We start from the raw sequence: 20,963 nt of genomic DNA, 5'->3' as shown, positions 1-20,963 counted from the left end.
CGCGTCATGCGTCGCTTGCCAAATCCGCTAAAGCGTCGCGCCCAGATCAGTGCATGCCATGCCGTCCGGGGTGCAACGCGCCTCGTGAACCTATGCTCCGTGTACCGGACACGAAAGGACGCATCTGTGGCCAATAACGACTTTCTCTTCACTTCCGAATCCGTTTCCGAAGGGCACCCCGACAAGGTAGCCGACCAGGTTTCCGACGCGATTCTGGACGCCATCTTCACCCAGGACCCCAACGCCCGCGTGGCGGCGGAAACCCTGTGCAACACGGGTCTGGTCGTGCTGGCCGGTGAAATCACCACCACCGCCAACGTCGATTACATCCAGGTCGCGCGCGACACGATCCGCCGCATCGGCTACGACAACACCGAGTACGGCATCGACTACAAGGGTTGCGCGGTGCTGGTCGCCTACGACAAGCAGTCGCCCGACATCGCCCAGGGCGTGGATCGCAGCTCGGAAGACTACCTGAACCAGGGCGCGGGCGACCAGGGCCTGATGTTCGGCTATGCCTGCGACGAAACGCCCGACCTGATGCCGGCCCCGATCTGGTACGCGCACCGCCTGGTGCAGCGCCAGAGCGAACTGCGCAAGGACGGCCGTCTGCCGTGGCTGCGCCCCGACGCCAAGTCGCAAGTCACCTTCCGCTATATCGACGGCCGCCCGGCGGAAGTCGACACGGTGGTGCTGTCGACCCAGCACGCGCCGGACGTCACGCAAGAGACGATCCGCGAAGCGGTCATCGAAGACATCATCAAGCCCAGCTTCCCCGAAGGCCTGATCACGCCCAAGACCAAGTTCCTGGTCAACCCGACCGGCCGCTTCGTCATCGGCGGTCCGCAGGGCGATTGCGGCCTGACCGGCCGCAAGATCATCGTCGACACCTACGGCGGCGCTTGCCCGCATGGTGGCGGCGCGTTCTCGGGCAAGGATCCGTCCAAGGTCGATCGTTCGGCCGCCTACGCCGCCCGCTACGTGGCCAAGAACATCGTGGCCGCCGGCCTGGCGCGCCAGTGCCAGGTGCAGGTCAGCTACGCTATCGGTGTGGCCGAGCCCATCAACATCACCGTCTACACCGAAGGCACCGGCGTCATCCCCGACGACCAGATCGCCAAGCTGGTGCGCGAGCACTTCGACCTGCGTCCGAAGGGCATCGTCAACATGCTGGACCTGCTGCGCCCGATCTACACCAAGACCGCCGCGTATGGCCACTTCGGCCGTTCCGAGCCGGAGTTCTCGTGGGAAGCCACGGACAAGGTCCAGGCCCTGAAGAAGTCGGCCTGATCCTCCCCGCCTGGCAAGACGCCCCTGCATGCAGGGGCGTTTTCTTTTGGACGGCCTCGGCCGGGTCAGAGGTTCCAGGCCGAGAGGTCGGGTGTGCGCATGACTGGCGCCAGGATGCGTTCCAGCGCCGCGGCGCAGTCCAATAGCGCGGCATCGGCGCCGGCGGGCGCCAGCAATTGCACCGCCATCGGCATGCCGTCGGCGTCGAACCCGGCCGGCAGCGCGATGGCCGCCGCGCCCAGGAAGTTGGCGGGACGCAACAGCCTGCCCAGGCCCGCATGGCGCACGTCGGCAGCGTCCAAAGCCTGGGCGGCCTGGTCGCAGGCCGGCATCAGCAAGGCGTCCACCCCCTGCATGGCGGCGGCGAACGTGGCCATGTCAGTCTGCCGCCGTTGCAGCGCGGCAGCGTAGTCGGCCGGCGTGATGCGGCCGCCGGCGGCGATGCGCGCGCGCACGACTTCCCACAGCGGTTGCGCCGGGTCCTCGGCCAGGTGGCCGAAATGGCGGTAGGCCTCGTAGGCCAGCACCAGCGAGTTGTCGTCCGCCATGCGCGTGAACGATAGCGACGCCGGCGGATGCCAGGTCGCGGGCGTGACGCCGGCCTGGTCCAGTCGTTCCAGCGCCTCGTGCCAGATCCGTAGGCCCTCGTCGGCCAATGCCGCGGGCCAGGCCTGTGGCGCCAGCACCGCGATGGCGCCGCCGCGGCGCGGGGCCGGGCGTCGCAGCGCGGCGATGCTGGCGGCGGAGACGTCCAGCGTGGCGACATCGTCGATATCCGGACCGGCCAGCACCTGCGCCAACAGGCGTGCATCGGCCACGCTGCGGGCGATGGGGCCCAGCACATCCAGTGTCTCGGACAGCGGCAGGCAGCCGGCGCGGCTGATGAGGCCCGAGGACGGCTTGTAGCCGACCACGCCATTGAGCGCGGCGGGCGCGCGCACGGAGCCGCCGGTATCGCCGCCCAGCGCCAGCGGGGCCAGGCCCGCGGCCACCGCGACACCGGCGCCGCTGGACGAGCCGCCGGGTGCGCGCGGGGTGCCCGCGTCCCAGGGGTTGCGGGCGGTGCCCTGGGTCGGGTTCTGGCCCGACAGGCCGAACGCGAATTCGGTCATGCGGGTCTTGCCCAGGATCACCATGCCCTGCGCCGCCAGGCCGCGCACGGCGGTGGCGGTTTCATCGCTGACCACGCCGCGGCGGGTCTGCGAGCCGCCGCTGGCGGTGGTGCCGGCCCATTGCACACTGTCTTTCACCGCCACCGGCACGCCATGCAGGGGCCCCATCGAAATGCCGGCCGCCAGCAGGCGATCGGCGGCTTCTGCCTGGGCCAATGCGCGTTCAGCCGTCACCTCGCTGTACGCGGCCAGGTCGGCCGCGCGGGCAATGCGATCCAGGAAATGGGTGGTGATCTGGCGCGAACTCAATTCGCCCGCGCGGATGGCGCGGGCGAGTTCGCGGGCTTCTCGGCAGTGCAGGGCGGTGTCTTGTTCTGGCATGGCTCTCACGAAAAAAGGAAAAGCTTTCCGGCCCAGGAGGAGCCGGAAAGCGTTGAGACGGGGCGTCAGCGCCGGGGGCGGTCTTGTTTCAGCCGGTCTTACTTGAGCGATTGGCCCCGGGTCTCGGGCATGCGGATGAAGGTGATCAGCGTGATGACGGCGCCGGCCAGCACGTAATAGAAGAACCAGCGCTCCATGCCCTTGCTTTGCAGCCAGGTCAGCAGGTAGGGCGTGGTGCCGCCCAGCAGCGCCACGACCAGGTTGTACGGCGTGCCGATGCCGACGGCGCGCACGCTGGTGGGGAACTGCTCGGACATGATGGCCGGCGCGATCGACGTGTACATGGCGTACAGCACCAGGCCGAACAGCTCCACGGCCAGGATCGAGCCGAACGACGGGCCCAGCGTGGTCATGAGCGGGTAGAAGAACACCAGGTAGCCGGCGGCGAAGAAGATCAGCTGCGGCTTGCGGCCGATGCGGTCCGACAGCATGCCGAACACGGGCTGCACCAGCATGAAGACGATCAGCGCGACGGTGTTGGCGGCGAACGCCACCTGCGGATCGGCCTTGACCTGGCGGATGGCGTAGGTCGGCACATACGCCACGAAGATATAGAAGGCAAACGTCGTCAGGATCGAGAAGCCGACGATGCGCAGCACCTCACGCGGATGCTCGCGCAGCAGGGTGCGCAGCGGCTGTTTTTCGACGCCGGCCTTCTTGGCGTGCGAGAACGCCTCGGTTTCGGGGACCGCGCGGCGGATCCACATGCCCGCCAGGCCACCGAGCGCGCCCAGGAAGAACGGAATGCGCCAGCCCCAGTCGGCCATCTCGGCCTTGGTCAGGGTCGAAGTCAGCAGCCAGCCCACCGCCGACGCCGCCAGGATGCCCACGGCGGCGCTGAAAAAGACGAAGCTGGAGTAAAAACCGCGCTTGTTGGGCGGCGCCATTTCCGCCAGGAAGGTCGTGGCCGAGGCATACTCTCCGCCCAGCGACAGGCCTTGCAGCAGGCGCGCGGCGGTCAGCAGCAGCGGGGCGGCCAGGCCGATGGTGGCATAGGTCGGGGTGACGGCGATGATCAGCGAACCGCCGGCCATCATCAGGATGGTCAGGCCCAGCGCGGCCTTGCGGCCGTAGCGGTCGGAGAAGATGCCGAGCACCCAGCCGCCGACCGGGCGCATGAAGAAGCCGACGGCGAAAATGCCGAAGGTCGCCAGCAGCGCGGCGGTTTCATTGCCCTCGGGGAAGAACTGCTTGGAGAAGAAGATGGCGAATGACGCATAGATGGTCCAGTCGAACCATTCCACCGCATTGCCTACACTACCGGCCAGAATCGTGCGGGCGCGCGACACGGGCGCGGCGTTTGCCCCCTGCGTGGCTCGCAGGGTCGCGGAAGGGGTACTCATAACGTCCTCGTTTTTGTTTTTTGGTCAAATAGACCGTTAAATTTTGTGTTTTTATCAATGCGCGAACGTTAGATTAATGAATATGGTCACGTCAAGTAAGGGTAAGTCCCTAATGCCGGCGCTCGATGACACCGATCTGGCCTGCCTGATCGCCTTGCAGGCCGACCCGCGAGCGTCCTGGCGCGAGCTGGGCGCGGCCACCGGCATCGCCGAGCGCACGGTGGCGCGCCGGATCAAGCGGCTGATGGATGCCGACGCCCTGCGCGTCATTGCGGAGGCCGACCCGCTGGCCACAGGCCGTGGCGTGGTGCTGCATGCCTGGGTGCGCTGCCGCTCGGGCCGCGTGGCCGAGGCGGCGGAAGCCCTGGCGCAGCTCGGCATCACTCAGTTGGTGGTGACCCTCGCCGGCACGGCCGATTTGATGGCGGAACTGACGCTGGCGGATGCAGCCGACATGCCCGACGTGGTGACGCGGGTGTTGCCGTCGATCGAGGGGGTGGAGCACGTGGAGGCGCGGTTGGTGCTGCGGCCTTTCCGCCGAGCCGGTCAGTGGCGTATCCAGGCCGGCGACGGCCCGCCCGATGGACCGGAGCCGGCGACGGCGCAAGCGCCAGCCGCGCTGACCGAGCCGGAACAGCGTATCGTCGCCCATCTGATGCGCGATGGCCGCGCGAGCCTGGCCGAGTTGGCTGCGCATGCCGATGTCAGCGAGCCCACCGTCCATCGCCTGTTGCAACACCTGGTGGAGCGGCGCGCGCTGAGTTTCCGCGTGGAAGTCGAGCCTGCCCTGGTGGGCTTTCCGGTGGAGGCGGTGATCTCGGTGCAGGTGCGGCCGCAGGCGGTCGATGCCCTGGCCGCGCACCTGGCGCTGGATCCGAATACGCGCTGCCTGTTCGGCACCAGCGGCGCTTCGCAACTGTTCTGGCATGTGCTGTGCCGCGACAGCCTGAACTTGTGGGACGTGGTCACGCGCAGGCTTGGCGAACTCGATGGCGTGCTGGCCAGTGAAGTGGGCGTGGTGATGCGCGCCTACAAGCGCTGCGGCATCGTGCGCGAGGGCGCGCGGCTGGGCGGCGAGGCCGCCTGAGCGTTCTGGCGCGAAGCCTGGCGCGCCTGCGCCGCGCCAGGCTCCGGCGCATTCTCACGCGCCGAGGTAGGCGCGCGCCAGCGCTCCATCGGCGGCGATTTCCCGCGCCGTGCCGTGCGCCGCCACGCGGCCGGACTCCAGCACGTAGGCGCGGTCGGCCAGCGACAGCGCCAGCGCGGCCATCTGGTCCACCAGCAGGATCGTCATCGATTCGGCCCGCAGCCTGTCCAGCGCTTCGAACAATTCATCGATGATCTTCGGCGCCAGGCCGAGCGACGGCTCGTCCAGCAACAGGATCACCGGCTTGGACATCAGCCCGCGCGCGATTGCCAGCATCTGCTGTTCGCCGCCGGATAGCAGGCCGGCGCGCTGGTGCAGCCGCTCGCGCAGGCGCGGAAAGCGCGTCAGCATCTCTTCTACGCGGGCTTCCCGATCGGCCGGATGCAGGAAGGCGCCCAGCCGGATGTTGTCGAGCACGCTCAGGTCCGGGAACACCTGCCGCCCCTCGGGCACCAGGACCAGCCCTCGCGCCACGATGCGGTCCGCGCTCAGCCCCTGCAATTCCTGCCCTTGCAGGTGCATGCCGCCCTGGACGGGCCGGTGCAGCCCGGCCAGGGTGCGCATCAGCGTCGACTTGCCGGCGCCATTGGCGCCAAGCAGCGCCACCATTTCGCCCTCGCGGACCTGCAGGTCGATGCCATGCAGCACCGGGTTGGCGCCGTAGCCGGTGGTCAGGTTGCCTACGCCCAGCACTTCCGGCGCGACGCCGCCAGTCGCCGGACGCGCACGCGCCGTGGGCGCCTGGCGCGCCGCATCGTCGCCCAGGTAGGCTTGCCGCACGGCTTCGGACTGCTGGATCTCGCCGGTGGATCCCTGCGCCAACTCGCGCCCCGCGTCGATGGCGACAACGTGATCCGAGACGCCCATCACCAATGCCATGTCGTGCTCGACCAGCAGTACGCCGGCGCCGGCCTCGGCAATGCGCCGCAGCAGGGCGGCCAGTCGTGTCTTGTCCTCGCGGGACAGGCCCGCCGCGGGCTCGTCCATCAACAGGACGTCGGCGTCGGTGGCCAGCGCGCGGGCAATCTCCACCAGCCTGCGATCCACGTGCGCAAGATCGGCGGCCGGCGTGTCCAGGTCGCCTTCGTATCCGCAAAAGGCCAGCAGGGCGCGGGCCCGCTCGCGCGCATCGGACGACAGATAACGGCGGGCGGCCAGCAGGCCGCCCAGCCGGCCGCGCAACAGGCCCAGTGCGACGTTGTCCTCGACACTCAAAGTGTCGAACAACTGCGAGGTCTGATAGGTGCGCGCGATGCCCTCGCGCGCCACGCGGTGGGCCGGCAGGCCGGCCAGTGGCGCGGCGCCCAGCGCGACGTTGCCGCTGGTGGGCTGGTAATAGCCGCTGAGCATGTTGATGACGGTGGACTTGCCCGCGCCGTTGGGGCCGATCAACGCAGTGATGGCGGCGGGCGCGACGTGAAACGATACGCCCTGCACCGCGCGCACCCCGCCGAACGTCATGGTCAGCGTGTCGGCGCGCAGGGCGCGGCGGGCCCGGCCATTGGCGGCCAGGCCGCCCTGGCGTGGGGCCAGACGCGGTGTCAGGCCGCGTCGCCGCCAGCGGGCCAGCAGTCCCGCCGCGCCTTCGGGCGCCGCCCACAGCACCACGAGCAGGAAGGCGCCGAAGAACAACAGGCGATATTCCTCCAGGCTCGACAGCAGTTCGGGCAGCAGTCCGACCACCACCGCGCCCAGCAGGGGCCCCGCCAGCGAACCGGCGCCGCCGATGGTGACGGCCAGCACGAACAGGATCGACTGCATGAAGTTGAAGTTGTGCGGCGTGATCATGCCGGCCTGCGGCGCATACAGGCCTCCCGCCAGGCCGACCACGGCCGCCGACACCATGAAGGCCACGGCCTTCACCACCAGCGGGTTGATGCCGATGGATTCACTGGCCGTTTCACTGTCCTTGACGGCGCGCATGGCCGCGCCCCAACTGCCGCGCGCCAGCAGCGCATAACCGGCCAGCGCGGCGAACACCGTCACGATCGCAAGCATTGCCACCCCGCGGTCTCCGCCCAGCGCGCCGAGCGCGGGCTGGGCAATGCCCATCAACCCGTTCTGGCCGCCGGTGAGATCGCCGCCCTCGACCAGGGTGTGTTCCACGATGAAGCCGAAGGCGATCGTGATCATCGCCAGGTAGGGCCCTTGGACTCGCAGCGCCGGGAGCGCCAGCAGCAGCCCGAACACCCCTGCCACCGCCGCGGCAACGGGCCATGCCAGCCAGAAATTCCAGCCCGCCTGGCCGGTGAGGATAGCCACCGTGTACGCCCCGATGGCGTAGAACGCGGCATGGCCGAACGACATCTGGCCGGTCAGCCCCAGCAGCACGTTCAGGCCGATGCCGGCAAGCGCCAGCAAGGCCACGTTGCCGATCACGAAAACGTAATAGCCGTTGACGCTGGCCGCCAGGGTCAGGCTGACGAGCGCCAGCAGGGCGTAGGCGGCCAGCGCCGGCCAAGAGAATGCAGATTGCCGGGCCATCAGACTTTCCTCACGGCCGCGCGGCCGAACAATCCGTTGGGCCGCATGGCCAGGATGGCGATGACCAGCGCAAAGCTGATGATCTGGGTATAGCCGGAACCCAGGGCGACGGTGATCAGCCCTTCGGCCACGCCGAACAGCAGGCCGGCGAGCATGACGCCCCAGGCGCTGGTGATGCCGCCCAGGATGGCGACCACGAAGGCCTTCAGTCCGAACAGGGTGCCCATGTCGGCCTGCACGTTGAACAGCGGCGCGACCAGCGCGCCGGCCACGCCCGCGAACAGCGTCGAGACGGCAAAGGCGGCCATGATGGCGCGCCGCACCGGGATGCCCATCAGCCGCGCGGCGTTGGGATTCTGTACCACGGCCAACAGTGCCACGCCCCAGCGCGTGCGTCGCGACAAGGCGTGCAGGGCGGCGGCCAATGCCAGTCCGACCAGCGGGATCAGCAGTTGCAGCGGATACACGCCCAGCCCCAGGCCGCCGATTTCCAGCGGCGCTTGCGCCAGCGGAGACGGCAGGCTGCGCGGCTCCTTGCCGAAGGTGAACATCACCAGGTTGTCCAGCACGATGCCCAAGGCCACCGTCGACATCAGCCAGGCGTTCGAGCCGCGGCTGGCGAATGGCCGCACCGCCAGCCGCTCGACCACCAGGCCATACAGCGCGCACAAGGCCAGCGCCGGCGGCAAGGCGGCCAGCAGCGGCCAGCCCAGCGTCTGCGCGAAGGTATAGGTCAGCACCGCGCCCAGCATCATGGAGCTGCCCTGGGCGAAATTGACCGTGCCGGACACGGCGTAGGTCAGGTAGAAGCCCAGGGCCATCAGCCCATACATGCTACCCAGCCCCAGGCCGCTGACGATGGCGGACATCCACAGCATGCGTCTCTCCCCTCGCGCTTACTGCGCGCCCTTGACGGGCAGGATGCGGTTGTCGACGAAGTGCGTCCACACGTAGTCGTCTTCGCGCAGGGCGTCGTGCGAGGCCGGCGTGAAAGGCTGCTCGTAGGTCTTGATCAGGCCTTCATACTTGCCGATCTTGTAGAAGCCCTGGCGCACGGCGTCGCCGTCGGTGGAACCGGCCTGCGCGATCGCCAGCGCCGCCAGTTGCATGCCGTCATAGGCATTGGCCACGCCCACGGCCGGGGTGATGTCCTGCGGGCCCTTGATGTCGGAATACTTGGCCTTGAGCGCCTGCATCACTTTCTCGCCCACCGGCCCCTGCTTGCCGAAGAAGCTGTAGGTCTGCACGAAGTGCACGTTCTTGGCGTTGGGGCCGGCCAATTCCGTGAAGCGGCCGCCGGCCGGGCCCCAGTGCGACACCACCGGCACCTTCCAGCCCATGCGGTCCAGCGACTTCACCACCTGCGCCGAAGGCCCGACGTTGCCCACCAGGAACAGCGTGTCGGCGCCGGCCGCCTTCAGGCGGCTCAGTTGCGGCGTGACGTCGAGGTCGGCGGGCTGGAATTTCTCGACGCCGGCCGGCGTGATATTGGCGGCGGCGAGCGCGGCGTCCAGCCCCTTTTCGTTCGATTCGCCCCAGGGGTTGTTCACCAGGATCATGCCCGGCTTGGCGCTCTGGAACGTCTTGCGGGCGTACTGCACCATGGCGCTGTCGACGATTTCGTCCATTGCCGAGACGCGGAACACGAAGTTCGGGTTGCCCTTGTTGTGCGTGATCGCGGTGCCGGCGGCCCAGGGGCCCATGAATGGCACCTTCTCCTGGTTGACGATGGGCACGATGGCCATCGACACCGGGGTATCCAGGCCGCCGAACAGCACGGCCACTTTTTCCTTGTAGATCAGCTCGCGCGCGGCGGCCATGCCCTTGGCGGGGTTGCCTTCGTCGTCGCGCCGCACCAGCACCACCTGGCGCCCGCCCAGCAGGCCGCCCTTGGCGTTGATCTCGTCGATGGCGATGGTCATGCCGCGCGTCAAGGCTTCGCCGGCACGCGCCGATTCACCCGACAGGGCGGTGATCAGGCCGATCTTGATGGGGTCGGCGGCCAGCGCGGGTTGCGCGGCCAGGCCCGCCGCGAACAGGGCGGCGGCGGTGGCGCGGAGCATGAAGGAACGGCGGGTCGGGCGCATCGGGGCACTCCTGGAAAAGTGGAATGGATCTTGCATGGGAGAGGTGCTGCTGCCGTTCCCAATGCAAGATCCATGCCACCCGCGCCTCGGGGGCGTGTCCCAGGGGGAAATTGGTGGTTTGTCGACGCTGGATCCTGTTTTTGTTTTCAAAAGAGCAGGGTTTTTGTTCACAATCATGCATCAGGATTTGCACCAAAATGAATCCATCCCTGCTTCAAGGCACTAATGCGGGGCCTGCCGCGCCCTGGTCTCCCGCGCCGCTGGCCGGCCACGACCGCTTCGCCTACCAGCCCATCACCGGCCGCGCGGACTACGCCTGGCCCAACGGCGCGCGGCTGGCCGTCTACCTGGGGTTCAACATCGAGCATTTCGCCTTTGGCGAGGGGCTGGGCGCCGAGCTGGGGCCGGCCTCGCCGCATCCGGATGTGCTCAATTACGCCTGGCGCGAGTACGGCAACCGGGTGGGCGCCTGGCGCTGCCTGGAACTGTTCGACGCGTTGGGACTGCCGACCGGCGCCCTGATCAACACCGCGCTGTATGACCATTGTCCGGAACTGGTCGATGCCTGCCTGGCGCGCGGCGACGAGCTGATCGGCCACGGCTACAGCAACGCGCATCGCCAGGGAGGGTTGGGCGAGGCCGAGGAACGAGCGCTGCTGGAACACTGCCGCGAGCGCATCGGCCGCCACGCGGGCAGCGCCCCGGCCGGCTGGCTGTCGCCGTGGATTTCGGAAAGTCGCGCCACCCCGGACCTGCTGGCCGAGACCGGCTACCGCTACACCTTGAACTGGTGCCACGACGACCAGCCCACGCGCATGCGCACGCGCGCCGGCGATCTGTGGGCGATTCCCTACCCGCAGGAGCTGAACGACATTCCCATGATCATGGGCCGCAAGATGGACGCGCGCGATTTTGCCGATATGATTCTCGACCAGTTCGAGGAAATGCGGCTCCAGGCGCAGCGCCAGCCCCTGGTGATGGGCATCGCGCTGCATCCGTATATCGTGGGGCAGCCCTACCGCCTGCGGCACCTGCGCCGGGCGCTGGCCCCGCTGGCGGCCGCGCGCGACCGGGGCGAGATCTGGTTCGCCACGCCGGGCCAGATCTGCGCGCACGTCGATGGACTGTCGCCGGCGCCCGGACTGTCTTCCCGTTGACCGACCCTTTGCCTTCGTTGCCACCGAGTCCGCCATGCCTACCCGCGATCCCGCCAAATCCCGTCCCAGGGCGACGCCTTCGCGCCGCGCCGCCGCCGCCGTGTCCGAACACCTGGAGGACACGGCCCCCGATGCCGACATGGAGCGCCGCATTTGCGAGGCGGTCTATGAAAGTGTCATGAGCCAGCGGCTGACACCGGGCACCAAGCTGCCCGAGGCGGCGCTGTGCGACATCTTCGGCGTTTCGCGCTCGGTCGCGCGCAAGGCGCTGCAGCGCCTTGCCCACGAGCATGTGGTCGACCTGCACCACAATCGCGGCGCGGTGGTGGCCGAGCCCACCCCCGAGGACACGCGCCAGATCTTCGAGGCGCGGCGCGCGCTGGAAGCGGCCCTGTTGCCGCTGGCGGCCGCGCGCGCCACCAAGGCCGACTACGCCTCGCTGCGCAAGCAGTTGCGCGACGAGCATGCCTTGCTGCATCGCGCCGGCCAGCCTGCCTGGGCGCGCCAGGCCAGCGCCTTCCATGTGCGTCTGGGCGAGCTGTCTGGCAACGCCATCCTGCACGGCTACCTGGCCGAACTGGTGTCGCGCTGCTCGCTGATCGTGGCGTTGTATGAACCGCCCGGCAACGCCGCCTGCGAGCATGGCGAGCACGTGCAGATCGTCGATCTGATGGAACAGGGGCAGGTGGCCGAGGCGGTCAAGATCAACGACAACCATCTCGCGGACCTGGAGCGGCGCATCAGCCTGGAGCGCCCGCAGCCCGCACAAACCCTGGCCCAGATGCTGGGAATGGCCTGACATGGACATCGACTTCGATTCAATCACCGAATACCAGCGCTACAAGCTGATGGCCAGCCTGATCGTGCCACGGCCGATCGCGCTGATCACCACGCTGTCCGAAACCGGCGTGGTCAATGCCGCGCCCTTCAGCATGTTCAACATGCTGGGCGAGGATCCGCCCATCGTCATGGTCAGCATCAACCGGCTTGAGGACGGCAACCTGAAGGACACCGCTCGCAACATCGCGCGCGACCGCGAATTCGTGGTGCACCTGACCGACGAGGCCATGGCCGAGAAGATGCACCGCTGCGGCGATCGCCTGCCGGCCGACGTCAGCGAGCTGGCGCACGCCGGCCTGGACGCCGCGCCCAGCCAGCGGGTGGCGCCGCCGCGCATCGTGCAGGCGCCGGTGGCATTCGAATGCACCCTGTTCGAGACCCTGGAAACCGCCAGCCGCCAGATCTTCATCGGCCAGGTGCGCTGGCTGCATGCGCGCGATGGGCTGATCGACACGGACACCTGGCGCGTGCGGCTGCAGGATTATTTTCCGGTGGGCCGCTTTGGCGCCAGCTTCTACGTCACCACGCGCGACCGCTATGCCATCGGCGACATGCCGGCCAGCACCGCCATCGACGAGATCTGACAGCGCGCGGGACGTTCGTCACCACACGGCGGCCTGCGAACCCGGCGCGCGCAGGTGGCGGGCGAAGCGTTGCGCCAGGAAATCGACGAAGGCCAATGTCTTGGCCGGCAGGTTGAGCCGCTCCGGGTACAGCACGTGGATGTCCGCCGGCGGCGTCGCCCAGTCGGTCAGCACCTGACGCAGGCGGCCGGCGCGCAGCAGCGCGGCGGTCTCCCATTCCGAACGCATGACGATGCCGTGGCCGTCCAGCGCCCATTCCAGCGCGCTCTGGCCGTCATTCGAACTGACGGGGCCGCGCACCTTCACGGTTTCGGTGCGCGAGCCGGATTCGAGCCGCCAGGTGCCGTAGGCGACGTCGTTCTCGCGCACCACGATGCAGCGGTGGCGCTGCAACTCTCCGGGTGTGCGCGGCTCGCCAAAGGTCTCCAGGTAGCGCGGCGACGCGCACAGCAGGCGCCGGTTGGAGGCGATCTTGCGCGCGGTCAGGCGCGCGTCGGGCAAGTCGCCGAAGCGCACCGCGGCGTCGAAGCCTTCTTCGATCAGGTTCAGGGGCCTGTCGGTCAGGCGCAGTTGCACTTCCACTTCCGGATACTGCCGCGCGAAATCGGAGATGGCGGGCGTCACGTGGGCGCGGCCAAAGCCGAAGGTGGCGTTCAGGCGCAGCAGCCCCTGCGGCTGGGCGCGGCTGCTCGACACGGATCGTTCCAGCGCCTGAAGATCGGCCAGGATGCGGCTACCCTCGGCCAAGTACAGCTCGCCTTCCTGGGTGACGCTGACGCGCCGCGTGCTGCGGTTCAGCAGGCGTACGCCCAGACGCTGTTCCAGCTTGGCCAGCCGCGTGCTGACCGCCGGCGGCGTCAGGCCGAGCTCGCGCGCGGCCGCCGACAGATTGCCGTGCTTGACCAGCAGGGAGAAGAAGGCCAGATCCGACAGCGCGTCCATGGATTTATTTATAAATTCAATTTAATAAAGATTTATTTTATTCATCCATTATAAGAATGGAACGGACTTATACACTGGGTCGACCGATACACAGAGCCGCCTGACGCGGCCGCCCTCAAGGAGACCCACCCATGAAAGTCCGCCATCTGTTGTGCGCGCTGACCGCCGCCGCGTCCTGTTGGACGGCGCCGGCCATGGCAGCCGATGCCTTTCCGCAGCGCCCGATCACCCTGGTGGTGCCGTTCGCTCCGGGCGGCAGCGTGGATATCGCCGCGCGCCTGATTTCCGACGCCTGGGGCAAGGCCCTGGGCCAGAGCGTGATCGTCGAAAACCGCGCCGGCGCCTCCGGCAACATCGGCATGGCCGCCGTGGCCCGCGCCGAGCCCAATGGCTACACGCTGGGCATCAACACCATGTCGCTGGCGATCAATCCGGCGCTGTTCCGCGCCATGCCGTTCGACACCGCCCGCGATCTGCGTTCGGTCGGCACGGTTGGAACTTCGCAGCATGTGCTGACGGTGTCACCGTCGCTGCCGGTGAACGATGTCAAGGAACTGCTCGATTACATCCGCGCGCGCCCGGCGAATGCACTCAGCTTCGGCTCCGCCGGCACGGGCAGCACTTTTCACATGGCCGCTGAACTGTTCAAGGCGGTCTCCGGCACGCAGATCCTGCACGTGCCCTACAAGGGCGGCGGTCCGGCCATGGTCGACACCATCAGCGGCCAGGTGCAGATGAGCTTCCCCGTGCTGTCCGCGGCCAAGCCGCAGGTCGACGGCAAGAAGCTCAAGGCACTGGGCGTGACCGGCACCACCCGCTCGCCGCTGCTGCCGGACGTGCCCACCATCGCCGAGTCCGGCCTGCCCGGCTATGCCTTCACCACCTGGTTCGCGGTCAGCGCGCCGGCCGGCACGCCGCAGGCTGTCGTGGACACGCTGAACGCCAAGCTGGCGCAGGCCCTCCAATCGCCCGAATTGTCAGGTCGCATGCGCCGCGAAGGGTTCGATCCGCTCGTTTCGACGCCCGCCGAGACCGACGCCATGGTCAAGGGCGAAATGACGCGTTGGGCCGGCATCGTCAAGGACGCCGGCATCGAGGCCAATTGACGGCCGGCGACACATCGCGCGCCTCGCGTGGGCGCGTTGTTCTAAGCAAGGAAGCACCGACATGCCTGGCATGACGCTATACGACAAGCTGGTGGCGAGCCATGAAGTGGCCCGCATCGACGACGAGCACATCCTGCTGTACGTGGATCTGCACATCATGAACGAATACACCAGTCCACAGGCCTTCAGCGGCCTGGCCGCGCGCGGCCGCGATGTGCTGCGGCCCGCGCAGCAGATGGCGGTGGTGGACCACATCATCCCCACCCATCCGGTGCCGGCCGCGCTGCGCGTGATTGCGGATGACGCTTCCTCGCGCCAGGCCCGCAACCTCAAGCGCAATTGCGACGAGCAGCGCATCGCGCTGTTCGACACCACCGATCCGCTGCAGGGCATCGAACACGTGATCGCGCCCGAGCACGGCATGATCCTGCCGGGCATGGTGGTGCTGTGCGGCGACAGCCACACCACCACCTACGGCGCGCTGGGAGCGCTGGGTTTCGGCATCGGCACCTCGGAAGTCGAGCACATCCTGGCGACGCAGACGCTGGTCTACCGGGTCGCGCGCAACATGCGCATCCGCGTCGACGGCCGCCTGGGCGCGGGCGTATCGGCCAAGGACCTGGTGATCTACGTGGTCCACCGCATCGGCGCGCAGGGCGCGCGCGGCCATGCCGTGGAATTCTGCGGCAGCGCCATCGAAGGCCTGTCGGCCGAGGCCCGCATGACCCTGTGCAACATGACCGTCGAGGCCGGCGCCCGCGCCGCGCTGATCGCACCCGACGCCACCACCGACGCCTATGTCGCTGCCCGCGCGCGACACCTGGACGCCAGCGAACTGGCGCAGGCGCGCGCTTATTGGGCCACCCTGCGCACGGATGCCGACGCGGCGTTCGACGCCGAGCATGTCTTCGACGCGGCGCGGATCGCGCCGTTCGTGACCTGGGGCACCAGTCCCGACCAGGCCATGCCGATCACCGGCACGGTCCCCGATCCCCAGGCCGAGCCGGATGCGCTGGCACGCCTGGCGCTGGAAAAGGCCGTGGAATACATCGGCCTGCAGCCCGGTGCGCCGATCGCCGGGGTGCCGATCGAGCGGGTCTTCATCGGCTCGTGCACCAATGGGCGCATTGAGGACCTGCGCGTGGTGGCCGACATCGTGCGTGGCCGCAAGGTGGCCGATGGCGTGCGCGCCATGGTGGTGCCGGGCTCGGGCGCGGTGCGCGCCCAGGCCGAGGCCGAGGGCATCGCCGCCACGCTGGTCGATGCCGGCTTCGAATGGCGCCAGCCGGGCTGTTCCATGTGCCTGGCCATGAACGACGACGTGCTGCGGCCGGGCGAGCGCTGCGCATCCACCACCAACCGCAACTTCGAGGGCCGCCAGGGCCGCGCCGGGCGCACCCATCTGATGAGCCCGGCCATGGCCGCGGCCGCCGCGCTGGCCGGCCGCATCGTCGACGTGCGCGACTTGGAGAACCTGCAATGAACCAGATCATCAGCGGCGTTGCCGCGCCGTTGCCGTATTCCAATCTGGACACCGACCAGATCATGCCGAAGCAGTTCCTGCGCATCATCGACAAGGCCGGGCTGGATCGCGGCCTGCTCTATGACCTGCGCTTTGACGCCAACGGCGAGCCGCGGCCGGACTGCGTGCTGAACCAGCCCGCTTACGCGGGCGCGTCGGTGCTGGTGGCCGGCCCCAACTTCGGCTGCGGCTCCAGCCGCGAGCATGCCGTCTGGGGACTGATGCAGTACGGTATCCGCGCCGTTGTGGCCGCCAGCTTTGGCGAGATCTTCTACTTCAACGCGCTCAATAATGGTCTGCTGCTGGTGAGCCTGCCGCCGGCCGATGTCGACGCGCTCTTGGCGCGGGTGTCCGACCCCGGCGCCAACCGCGTCGAGATCGACGCGCTGGCGGGCACGGTGCGGGCCGCCGACGGCTGGACCGGGCATTTCGACTTGCCGCCGCGCCATCGCCGCATGTTCTCGCAAGGGCAGGACATGGTGGGCGCCTCGTTACAGCAGTTGGCGGATGTGGAACACTTCGAGGCCGGCCACTGGGCGCGGCATCCCTGGATGAAAGACGTGGCGCGCCGCGTGCGCGACCGGCTCGGCCAATGAACGCCACAGACTGAGAGGCACCGACCGCAATGACCGCTTTCTTCGATCTTCCCGTGCGCCGCCACGAGGTCAACGGTATTCACATCGCCGCCCGCATCGACGGCCAGGGGCCGCCGCTGCTGTTGCTGCACGGCCATCCGCAGACCCACGCCATCTGGCACCGGGTGTGGCCCGAGCTGACGCGCCGCCACACGTGCGTGGCGGCCGACCTGCGCGGCTACGGCGACAGCGACAAGCCGGCCGCCACGCCGGACCATGCCGCGCATTCCAAGCGCACCATGGCCGCCGACATGGTGGCGCTGATGCGCGTCCTGGGCCATCAACGTTTCGATGTGCTGGCCCACGACCGCGGCGCCCGTGTTGCGCACCGCCTGGCCCTGGACCATGCCGACGCCGTCGGACGCATGATGCTGCTGGACATCGCGCCGACGCTGGACATGTACGAAAACACCACCCGCGCCTTCGCCCAGGCCTACTACCACTGGTTCTGGCTGATCCAGCCGGCGCCGATGCCCGAAACCATGATCGAACGTGATCCGGTGTTCTACCTGCGTTCGGTGATGGGCGGCCGGCCTGGCGGGCTGGCGCATTTCTCCGCTGAGGCGATGGCCGAGTATGAACGCGCCGCGCGCCTGCCGGGTTGGGCCACCGGTATCTGCGAAGACTACCGCGCCTCCGCCACGCTGGATCTGGAGCACGACCGCCAGGGCCGCGCGGCCGGCGAGCGCCTGCGCATGCCGCTGCGCGTGCTGTGGGGCGAGCGCGGCGCGGTGGGGCGCAATTTCGATGTGCTGGGATTGTGGCGGGCGGTGGCCGACGAGGTCACGGGCGGACCGCTGCCCGGCGCCCACTACCTGGCCGAGGAAACGCCCGACGCATTGCTGCGCGAAGTGGCCGGCTTTTTAGGCTGGGACGGGCGGGAATAGAGGCGGCTGCCCTCGCGGCCGGCACGGACCAGCGCGGCTGCCGCGGCAGCCTGCTTGGCGACTTCCCATCGCCCTCCACGCCGGCCGTCGCCACCGGCCGGCAGTCAGGCCAGCGGCCTGGATGGTCCCTTGGCCCTGTTGTCAATCAAGCCACGGCGGGCGATAGGGCCATCCAAAAAGGGACGCACCGCCGGTGGTAACCTTCGGCCATGAATCCCTCTTTTGCCGATCTGACCGAATTGCCTGAACCGGAGGACGCCCAGCGCGCCTTCCGGGCCTCGGATTCCCCCTGCGTTGCCGTTTGTTCCACGCTGTTCGACGATATCTGCCGGGGCTGCGGCCGTACGGCCATGGAAGTGGCCAACTGGGTCTTCATGACGGAAGAGGAAAAGCGCGAGGTCTGGATCCGCATCAAGGCGCAGGGGTATCCCCGCCGCAACAACTAGGCCGGCGGCGCCGGGCGCGGTCTTGAGGGTGTCACATGGCGCGGGCTAAATCGCGCTATTGCCCACTTCCGGCCCCATCATGCGCATCGTCCTGGTTACGGATGCCTGGCATCCGCAAGTCAACGGCGTCGTCCGCACCTGGACGACCATGCAGCAGATTCTCACCGATTGGGGCCACGAGCTGATCGTGGTGAATCCCCAGGGCAGCCGCACCGTGCCGGCCCCCTCGGAGCCTGATTTGCGGCTGTGCCTGCAGCCGGGGCGGCAATTGCGCCGCATCCTGGGCGATATCGTGCCCGACGCGCTCCACATTGCCACCGAAGGCCCGCTGGGCCTGGCGGCGCGGCGCATGGCGCTGTCGCGCGGCTGGCGCTTCACCACCTCGTTTCACACCATGTTCCCCGACTACCTGCAGGCGCGCATGGGCATTCCCGCCGCGTTGCCGTGGCGCTTCCTGCGCTGGTTTCATCGACCGTCGCAATGCGTGCTGGTGCCCACGCCGACCGTGCGCGACATCCTGGTGCGGCGCGGTTTCGCCAACCTGCGCATCTGGTCGCGCGGGGTCGATCCGCGCAAATTCCAGCCCACCCCGGGCCGGGCGTTCCAGGACTTGCCGCGCCCCGTCTTCCTGTCGGTCGGCCGGGTGGCGCGCGAGAAGAACCTGGATGCGTTCCTGTCGCTGGACCTGCCCGGCAGCAAAGTGGTGGTGGGCGCGGGCCCCGACGAGGCGCGGCTGAAAAAGCGCTTTCCCCAGGCGGTGTTCCTGGGCATGCAGAACGACGAGGCCCTGCCGACGTTCTACGGCGCGGCGGACGTCTTCGTGTTTCCCAGCCTGACGGACACGTTCGGCCTGGTGATGCTGGAGGCCATGGCTTGCGGCACGCCGGTGGCGGCGTTCCGCAGCGAGGCGCCGCTGGCGGTGGTGACGCAAGGCGTCACCGGTTTCCTGGACGACGATCTGGCCCACGCCTGCCGCGCCGCCTTGCCGCTGGACCGGCACGCCGTGCGCGAGCACGCCCTGACGCGCAGCTGGGATGCCGTGGCCACGGATCTGCTGGCATCGCTGGTGCCGCTGACCCCCGGCGCGGAGCTGGCCAGGCCCTTGGCCCCGGCAGGCTGACCGCCGCCGATCCGACATTGCATATCGGGCTTTCCACCGCCCGGGCCAAACCGGTACAATGCCCGTCAATCCTGAGGAGCGTTGCGACGACCTCGCGGTTCCCGCCATGTCCCATGGCCCGCGGAACCCGGTTCGCCAGGCTCAGGAATCCTTGTTCAAGCGCCGTGCCACGCACGGCGTTACAGCAACGGCGCTCACCTTTTGTCGCGTATGGCGGAAAAGGCGAGCACTCGATTGTCGTGGTGGTTTCGCGTTGTCCGGCCGTATCGTGCGCCGTTCGTCATTCACGTGGAGCCTACACACCATGAACGCTGTCACCGATAAATCCTTCTCCGACTACATCGTCGCCGACCTGTCGCTGGCAGGCTGGGGCCGTCGCGAGCTGGCCATCGCCGAAACCGAAATGCCCGGCCTGATGGCCATCCGCGAAGAGTTCGCCGCCAAGCAGCCGCTCAAGGGCGCCCGCATCGCCGGCAGCCTGCACATGACCATCCAGACCGGCGTCCTGATCGAGACGCTGGTGGCCCTGGGCGCCGAAGTGCGCTGGGCCTCGTGCAACATCTTCTCCACGCAGGACCACGCCGCCGCCGCCATCGCCGCGTCGGGCACGCCGGTCTTCGCCGTCAAGGGCGAAACGCTGGAAGAATACTGGCAGTACACCCACAAGATCTTCGAATGGCCCAATGGCCAGAACGCCAACATGATCCTCGACGATGGCGGCGACGCCACGTTGATGCTGCACCTTGGCACCAAGGCCGAGAAGGACATCTCGGTGCTGGCCAACCCCGGCAGCGAGGAAGAGCGCGTGCTGTACGCCGCCATCAAGAAAACGCTGGAGCGTGATCCGAAGTGGTACTCGACCCGCCTCGCCCTGATCAAGGGCGTGACCGAGGAAACCACCACCGGCGTGCACCGCCTGTACCAGATGTCGCAGAAGGGCGAGCTGGCCTTCGCCGCCATCAACGTCAACGACTCGGTCACCAAGTCCAAGTTCGACAACCTGTACGGCTGCCGTGAATCGCTGGTCGACGGCATCAAGCGCGCCACCGACGTGATGGTCGCCGGCAAGATCGCCGTGGTGGCCGGTTACGGCGACGTGGGCAAGGGTTGCGCCCAGGCGCTGGTCGCCCTGCGCGCCCAGGTGTGGGTCACCGAAATCGACCCGATCTGCGCCCTGCAGGCCGCCATGGAAGGCTTCAAGGTCGTGACCATGGAAGAAGCCGCCGCCCACGGCGACATCTTCGTCACCGCCACCGGCAACTTCCACGTCATCACGCGTGAGCACATGAACGCCATGAAGGACCAGGCGATCGTCTGCAACATCGGCCACTTCGACAATGAAATCGACGTCGCCAGCCTGGCCGACTGCAAGTGGGAAGAGATCAAGCCGCAAGTCGACCACGTCATCTTCCCGGACGGCAAGCGCATCATCCTGCTGGCCCAGGGCCGCCTGGTGAACCTGGGTTGCGCCACCGGTCACCCCTCGTTCGTGATGTCGTCGTCGTTCGCCAACCAGACCATCGCCCAGATCGAACTGTTCACGCGCAACGAAGCCTACAAGTCGGGCGAAGTCTACGTGCTGCCCAAGCACCTGGACGAGAAGGTCGCGCGCCTGCACCTGAAGAAGCTGGGCGTGAACCTGACCACGCTGCGCAAGGACCAGGCCGACTACATCAGCGTTCCGGTCGAAGGTCCTTACAAGCCGAATCACTACCGCTACTGATGCTTGTAGCAAAATAGGAAAGTGCCGCGCCATGTCGGCGCGGGCTTTCCGGTCCGCGGGGCTTGCCCGTCTCGCCTGGCGATGGCGGGACCGCGGA

General features: G+C 68.2%; 18 protein-coding genes and 1 riboswitch. Of the genes, 12 read left to right on the top strand and 6 right to left on the bottom strand.

Annotated features, from left to right (window positions below):
- Window positions 1–126 precede the first annotated feature (126 nt).
- Window positions 127–1,290 (top strand): methionine adenosyltransferase, encoded by a 1,164-nt coding sequence (metK, locus tag AruCF_RS27905; RefSeq protein ID WP_049077057.1) that lies wholly within the window; start codon window positions 127–129, stop codon window positions 1,288–1,290.
- Between the two features lie 65 nt (window positions 1,291–1,355).
- Here the strand turns inward: metK and AruCF_RS27900 are convergent, their stop codons facing one another.
- Entirely contained in the window at window positions 1,356–2,783 is a 1,428-nt protein-coding gene (locus tag AruCF_RS27900) for an amidase (RefSeq protein ID WP_049077055.1), read from the bottom strand.
- 98 nt (window positions 2,784–2,881) lie between these two features.
- Entirely contained in the window at window positions 2,882–4,186 is a 1,305-nt protein-coding gene (locus AruCF_RS27895; protein WP_026382075.1) for an MFS transporter, read from the bottom strand.
- Window positions 4,187–4,298: 112 nt separating this feature from the next.
- On the opposite strand from AruCF_RS27895, the gene AruCF_RS27890 reads away from it, so the two are divergent.
- Window positions 4,299–5,273 (top strand): Lrp/AsnC family transcriptional regulator, encoded by a 975-nt coding sequence (locus tag AruCF_RS27890; RefSeq protein WP_231891610.1) that lies wholly within the window; start codon window positions 4,299–4,301, stop codon window positions 5,271–5,273.
- Between the two features lie 54 nt (window positions 5,274–5,327).
- Here AruCF_RS27890 and AruCF_RS27885 read toward each other — a convergent pair whose 3' ends face one another.
- The 3 genes from AruCF_RS27885 to AruCF_RS27875 are packed head-to-tail and all read right to left on the bottom strand — an operon-like array spanning window position 5,328 to window position 9,904.
- Complete coding sequence (locus AruCF_RS27885) at window positions 5,328–7,817, bottom strand: branched-chain amino acid ABC transporter ATP-binding protein/permease (RefSeq protein WP_049077050.1); 2,490 nt, start codon at window positions 7,815–7,817, stop codon at window positions 5,328–5,330.
- Window positions 7,817–8,695, bottom strand: coding sequence for a branched-chain amino acid ABC transporter permease (locus AruCF_RS27880; RefSeq protein WP_049077048.1), 879 nt, complete (start codon window positions 8,693–8,695; stop codon window positions 7,817–7,819). The genes AruCF_RS27885 and AruCF_RS27880 overlap by 1 nt, the downstream gene beginning before the upstream one ends.
- A gap of 18 nt (window positions 8,696–8,713) precedes the next feature.
- Window positions 8,714–9,904, bottom strand: a complete 1,191-nt coding sequence (locus AruCF_RS27875; RefSeq protein WP_049077045.1) for an ABC transporter substrate-binding protein — start codon at window positions 9,902–9,904, stop codon at window positions 8,714–8,716.
- 197 nt (window positions 9,905–10,101) lie between these two features.
- On the opposite strand from AruCF_RS27875, the gene AruCF_RS27870 reads away from it, so the two are divergent.
- Genes AruCF_RS27870 through AruCF_RS27860 form a run of 3 tightly spaced genes read left to right on the top strand, consistent with a single transcriptional unit; the run spans window position 10,102 to window position 12,485 of the window.
- Window positions 10,102–11,061, top strand: coding sequence for a polysaccharide deacetylase family protein (locus tag AruCF_RS27870; RefSeq protein ID WP_049077043.1), 960 nt, complete (start codon window positions 10,102–10,104; stop codon window positions 11,059–11,061).
- 34 nt (window positions 11,062–11,095) lie between these two features.
- On the top strand, window positions 11,096–11,860 hold the full coding sequence (locus AruCF_RS27865; protein ID WP_006389774.1) for a GntR family transcriptional regulator: 765 nt from the start codon (window positions 11,096–11,098) through the stop codon (window positions 11,858–11,860).
- A 1-nt stretch (window position 11,861) separates the two neighbouring features.
- Window positions 11,862–12,485, top strand: a complete 624-nt coding sequence (locus AruCF_RS27860; protein ID WP_020925921.1) for a flavin reductase family protein — start codon at window positions 11,862–11,864, stop codon at window positions 12,483–12,485.
- 18 nt (window positions 12,486–12,503) lie between these two features.
- Here AruCF_RS27860 and AruCF_RS27855 read toward each other — a convergent pair whose 3' ends face one another.
- Window positions 12,504–13,427 (bottom strand): LysR family transcriptional regulator, encoded by a 924-nt coding sequence (locus tag AruCF_RS27855; protein WP_049077041.1) that lies wholly within the window; start codon window positions 13,425–13,427, stop codon window positions 12,504–12,506.
- 131 nt (window positions 13,428–13,558) lie between these two features.
- On the opposite strand from AruCF_RS27855, the gene AruCF_RS27850 reads away from it, so the two are divergent.
- The 7 genes from AruCF_RS27850 (at window position 13,559) to ahcY (ending at window position 20,866) form a co-directional block, all read left to right on the top strand.
- Window positions 13,559–14,533, top strand: a complete 975-nt coding sequence (locus tag AruCF_RS27850) for a Bug family tripartite tricarboxylate transporter substrate binding protein (protein WP_049077040.1) — start codon at window positions 13,559–13,561, stop codon at window positions 14,531–14,533.
- 61 nt (window positions 14,534–14,594) lie between these two features.
- Complete coding sequence (gene leuC / locus AruCF_RS27845) at window positions 14,595–16,016, top strand: 3-isopropylmalate dehydratase large subunit (RefSeq protein WP_049077037.1); 1,422 nt, start codon at window positions 14,595–14,597, stop codon at window positions 16,014–16,016.
- Complete coding sequence (leuD, locus tag AruCF_RS27840) at window positions 16,013–16,651, top strand: 3-isopropylmalate dehydratase small subunit (RefSeq protein ID WP_049077035.1); 639 nt, start codon at window positions 16,013–16,015, stop codon at window positions 16,649–16,651. The genes leuC and leuD overlap by 4 nt, the downstream gene beginning before the upstream one ends.
- A gap of 29 nt (window positions 16,652–16,680) precedes the next feature.
- The gene (locus AruCF_RS27835; RefSeq protein ID WP_049077033.1) at window positions 16,681–17,577 is read left to right on the top strand and encodes an alpha/beta fold hydrolase; all 897 of its coding nucleotides are present in this window, start codon (window positions 16,681–16,683) and stop codon (window positions 17,575–17,577) included.
- A 209-nt stretch (window positions 17,578–17,786) separates the two neighbouring features.
- A complete protein-coding gene (locus AruCF_RS27830) occupies window positions 17,787–18,023 on the top strand; it encodes a DUF1289 domain-containing protein (protein WP_047993175.1) in 237 nt (78 codons plus the stop codon).
- Window positions 18,024–18,102: 79 nt separating this feature from the next.
- Entirely contained in the window at window positions 18,103–19,143 is a 1,041-nt protein-coding gene (locus tag AruCF_RS27825) for a glycosyltransferase family 4 protein (protein ID WP_049077029.1), read from the top strand.
- A 67-nt stretch (window positions 19,144–19,210) separates the two neighbouring features.
- A riboswitch (S-adenosyl-L-homocysteine riboswitch) is annotated at window positions 19,211–19,346 on the top strand.
- 101 nt (window positions 19,347–19,447) lie between these two features.
- Entirely contained in the window at window positions 19,448–20,866 is a 1,419-nt protein-coding gene (ahcY, locus tag AruCF_RS27820; protein ID WP_049077027.1) for an adenosylhomocysteinase, read from the top strand.
- The last annotated feature ends 97 nt before the right edge of the window (window positions 20,867–20,963 follow it).

It is taken from the genome of Achromobacter ruhlandii, assembly GCF_002082135.1.
In the GTDB taxonomy this organism is placed as follows: Bacteria; Pseudomonadota; Gammaproteobacteria; order Burkholderiales; family Burkholderiaceae_B; genus Achromobacter; species Achromobacter ruhlandii.
Note: the sequence above shows the minus strand (reverse complement) of the source record. Positions and strands in the feature narration are given on the sequence as shown.